The sequence below is a fragment of the Methylobacterium sp. WL120 genome, from assembly GCF_008039465.1.
GTDB lineage: Bacteria > Pseudomonadota > Alphaproteobacteria > Rhizobiales > Beijerinckiaceae > Methylobacterium > Methylobacterium cerastii.
Genome location: NZ_VRUT01000271.1, coordinates 1 through 3,530, shown reverse-complemented (window position 1 = coordinate 3,530; position 3,530 = coordinate 1). Strand labels below are relative to the sequence as shown.

The 3,530-nt window shown below is 72.2% G+C and carries 2 protein-coding genes and 1 pseudogene; all 3 read left to right on the top strand.

All coding sequences use genetic code 11. The annotated features are described in order from the left end of the window. Nucleotides 1–134, top strand: a pseudogene (locus FV229_RS25970) (IS3 family transposase); the annotation flags it as partial. A 780-nt stretch (nt 135–914) separates the two neighbouring features. Further along, nucleotides 915–2,312, top strand: a complete 1,398-nt coding sequence (locus FV229_RS25965; protein WP_147754684.1) for a TAXI family TRAP transporter solute-binding subunit — start codon at nt 915–917, stop codon at nt 2,310–2,312. 270 nt (nt 2,313–2,582) lie between these two features. Next, a partial coding sequence (locus tag FV229_RS25960) for a chromosome partitioning protein ParA (RefSeq protein ID WP_147754683.1) occupies nt 2,583–3,530 on the top strand: 948 nt, incomplete at its 3' end.

The window sequence follows — 3,530 nt, the reverse complement described above, 5'->3', positions numbered from 1 at the left end:
ACAACACCATCCGGCCGCACTCGTCACTCGGCTACCAGCCGCCTGCGCCACAGGTTGTCATATGGCCACCTGAACCCAGCGGTTCAGCGCCGGTCGCCCACTCCGCCATCGTCACGCGACCGACAATGCACTAACTTCGAACCTGGGCCACCGAATGGGGGCAGGCCACGGGCATGCCGGGGTTGGCCACTCTTGGGATCTTTCCTGCGAGCTGGTCGGGACGGCCTACGGGCCGAGCGTGCACCGAAGGCGGCAAGCCCGGCCCTGCGGCCATGCCGGACCCGAGCGGGGGTCTCATCGGGTCCGACACAACTTGGAAAGTCTTCCGCCATCACCTTGGAGGGATGACCTTCAAGGGTCTGGCGATGACCGAGAGATATGTACGCGCCAGGTCCACTCAATGATGCAGACGTATCATTTTGATGAAACTTTATTTGGTAAAGCGCGGCGAAGCATGCGTCGTCCTCGCGTGATCGCGTGGGCTACAAACGGCGAACATCCGTCACGACAGTCCCTCGGCCGCTATCGTATCCACGCAGCCGGCCACGGCCTCGGACGACCCGCGGGTTCCCCCTCTCCCCCCGGGCGGGGAGAGGCCCGGCTGCACCCCGTCGTGCAGCCGGGAAGCGGAGGCGAAGCCGAAGCGGCGGTGAGGGGGTGCCGACGGATGAGGCTCCTCCGTTCGCGCCCCCTCACCGTCGGCTGCCGCCTCGCTTTGCCGACGACGAGGTCGGCAAAGCCCTCTCCCCGCACGCGGGGCGAGGGGATGCACGGGCAGCCGTCCTGCTTTCGCTGGAACCGTCTTCGGGCGGTGCTTGTTTCGGGCCGGCGTGATCCACGCGGCAGGGAGGGCGGTCGAAGGTGCTGGTCGTCCGCCCGAGTTCTCGGCAACCTTGCCGCCCAAGTCGCCACCGATGAGCGTCGCCGCCTTGGCGCTGCGCCGCGAATTCGCGTTCCTCGCCCTCGCGGTGGTGCTCGGGCTCGGGGCGGCGGCGGCCTACTGGGTGTCGCGCGCCACGGTGCTGACCATCGCCGTGGCGCCCAGCGACGGCACGGAGCCGGCCGTGATCCGAGCCTACGCCGACGCGCTCGCCCGGCGGCACAAGGAGATCCGCCTCAAGATCCTGGCCTTCGATGACGTGCGCGACAGCGCGGCGGCGCTCCAGGACGGCCGGGCCGACCTCGCGGTGGTGCGCCCCGACGTCGACCTCCCCGACAACGGCCTGACGCTGGCGATCCTGCGCGACCAGGCGATGATCATCGCCTCGCCCGAGGCGTCGGGCTTGAAGAGTTTCCCGGATCTCGACCGCAAGCGCCTCGCCATCCTCGCCCACCGCGACGCGGACCAGGACCTGATCAAGGCGATGGTCGAGCATTACGGCCTGACGCTGCTCGACCACGATCCCGAGGGGCCGGTGCCGCCCCGCCACGTCGCCCTGGTGGAGATGCCCGAGGCCGACCTGACCTCGGCCTTCGCCCGGCGGCGTGTGGACGCGGTGATCTCCGTGATCTCGCCGACGGCCCCGGCGGCGCAACGCATCATCGGCATCGTGCAGGGCGTCAGCAAGAACCGGAAGGTCGCCTTCGTCGCGGTCGCGAACGCCGCCGCCATCGTCGCCCGCCTGCCGCGGCTCCAGGCGGTCACCATGCCCGCCGAGACCTTCGGCGGCAGCCCGCAGGTCCCCGCCGAGGACGTGGTCACCGTCGGCGCCTCCTACCGGCTGATGGCGCGTGCGAACCTGTCCCGCGCGGTGGCCGCCGACGTGACCCAGCACCTGTTCGAGCTGCGCAGCGGCATGGCGAACGTGGCCCCGGCCGCGGACTACCTGCAGGCGCCGAGCTACGACAGCACCGCGGCCGCCACCAGCGCGCGGCTCCCGATCCATCCGGGCGCGGTCGACTATTTCGAGCGCGAGCAGCAGAGCTTCATCGAGCGCTACGAGACCTGGATCTACCTCGTCGCGTTCCTCGGCGGCGGCATCGGCTCGGCGGTGGCGTGGGTCGGGCAGCGCCTGTCGCGCATCCGGCGCGAGCGCGTCGAGGAGGCCACCGACCGGCTGCTGGAGATCCGCCGCGAGGCCCAGGACGGCGCGCCCGCGCGACGCCTGGAGATCCTCGCCCGCGAGATCGACGACCTGGCCGGCGACATCGCCAAGCATGCGCTCGAGCGGCCGACGGAAGCCAGGACCATGTCGGCGGCGGCCATCGCCATCGATGCGGCCCGCTCGACGGTCAAGCGGACCATCGCCGCCGGGGAGCCGCCGGTCGAGGAGCCGGACCTCGCCGGGCGCATGACCTCCACCAGCGCATGACCTCGATGGGCGCCGCATCCGACGCGGTGGGTTGATTGCGGAACCTCGGACGCCCGCGTCCGGCATCGAACCGGGAAACAGGATGCCCGACGAGCCAAGCTGATCCCTCGACGCAGCCGAACGCCAGGCCGGCCTGACGCCGGCCTGACGCCGGACCGAGCCACGACCGGCGCGCCGACGCGCCGGACTCCGCTTTTCCTTCGCCCCTTCTCTTCGCCTCTTCTCTTCGCCTTCCCTTCGCAACCCCTCCTTCGACATCGCGAGACGCCCATGGCCATCGACTATCGCTCGGAACTGCGCCGTCCCCTCCCGTTCAGCCTTGCGGTCGTCGCCGCGGTGCTGCTGGTCTGGCTCGTAGTCGCCTCCATCGCCGGGGCGCGCCAGCGCGGCGCCCGCGACCACCGCATCGCGGAGCTGCAGACCCAGCAGACGGCGCTGCGCGCCGACCTCGACCGGCAGGTTTCGACGGCCGGCACCTTGAGCGCACTTCAGGCCAAGATCGCGACCGCCCGGCAGCAGGACCAGCAGGCGACGCAGGCCGCGGAGCAGGCCAAATCGCGTGCCGAGGCGCTGGCCAAGGAGCAGCAGGCCGCCGAGGCCAAGGCGTCCGAGGCGCGCAAGTCCGCCGACGCCGCGTCGCAGAAGCTCGCCGACCTGCAAGCCCAGACCGCCCAGGCCGAGGGAAAGCTGACGCCCCTGCGCGAGGCCGTCGCCGCCGCCGAGAAGGCGGCCGCCGACCGCGCCCAGGACCTCGCCGAGGTCGGGGGCCGCCTCGAGGACGCCCGGGTGCAGGAGGCCAAGCTCCGCGCCGACCTCGCGACCATGATGCAGGAGGCGACCGCCAAGACGGCCGACCTCGCCAAGGCCGAGGAGCGCCAGCAGACCGCCCGCGAGGCCGCGGCCGCGGCCCAGAAGGAGCTGGCTGAGGCGCGCGCCGCGACCGGGCAGGTGGTCGGCCAGCGCACGGGCACCGAGCAGGCGGTCGCCGACCTGACCGCCGGCAAGGACCGGCTGACCTCCGAGATCGCGCAGGCCGACCGCGACGCCCAGCAGGCGCGCGAGGCCCTCACCGGCCTCCGCAAGGACCTCGCCGAGGCCCAGGCCCAGCGCGACCGCGTGGCGTCCGAGCGGGGGCAGGCCGAGCAGGCGGCGCAGAAGCTCGCCGCCGACCGCGACGCCGCGAGCGCGGCCCTCGACGCCCTGCGCAAGCGCCAGGCC

Coding starts and splice junctions, on each gene's coding strand:
- FV229_RS25965 (WP_147754684.1), top strand. CDS start 915: ATGAGCGTCGCCGCCTTGGCGCTGCGCCGCGAATTCGCGTTCCTCGCC.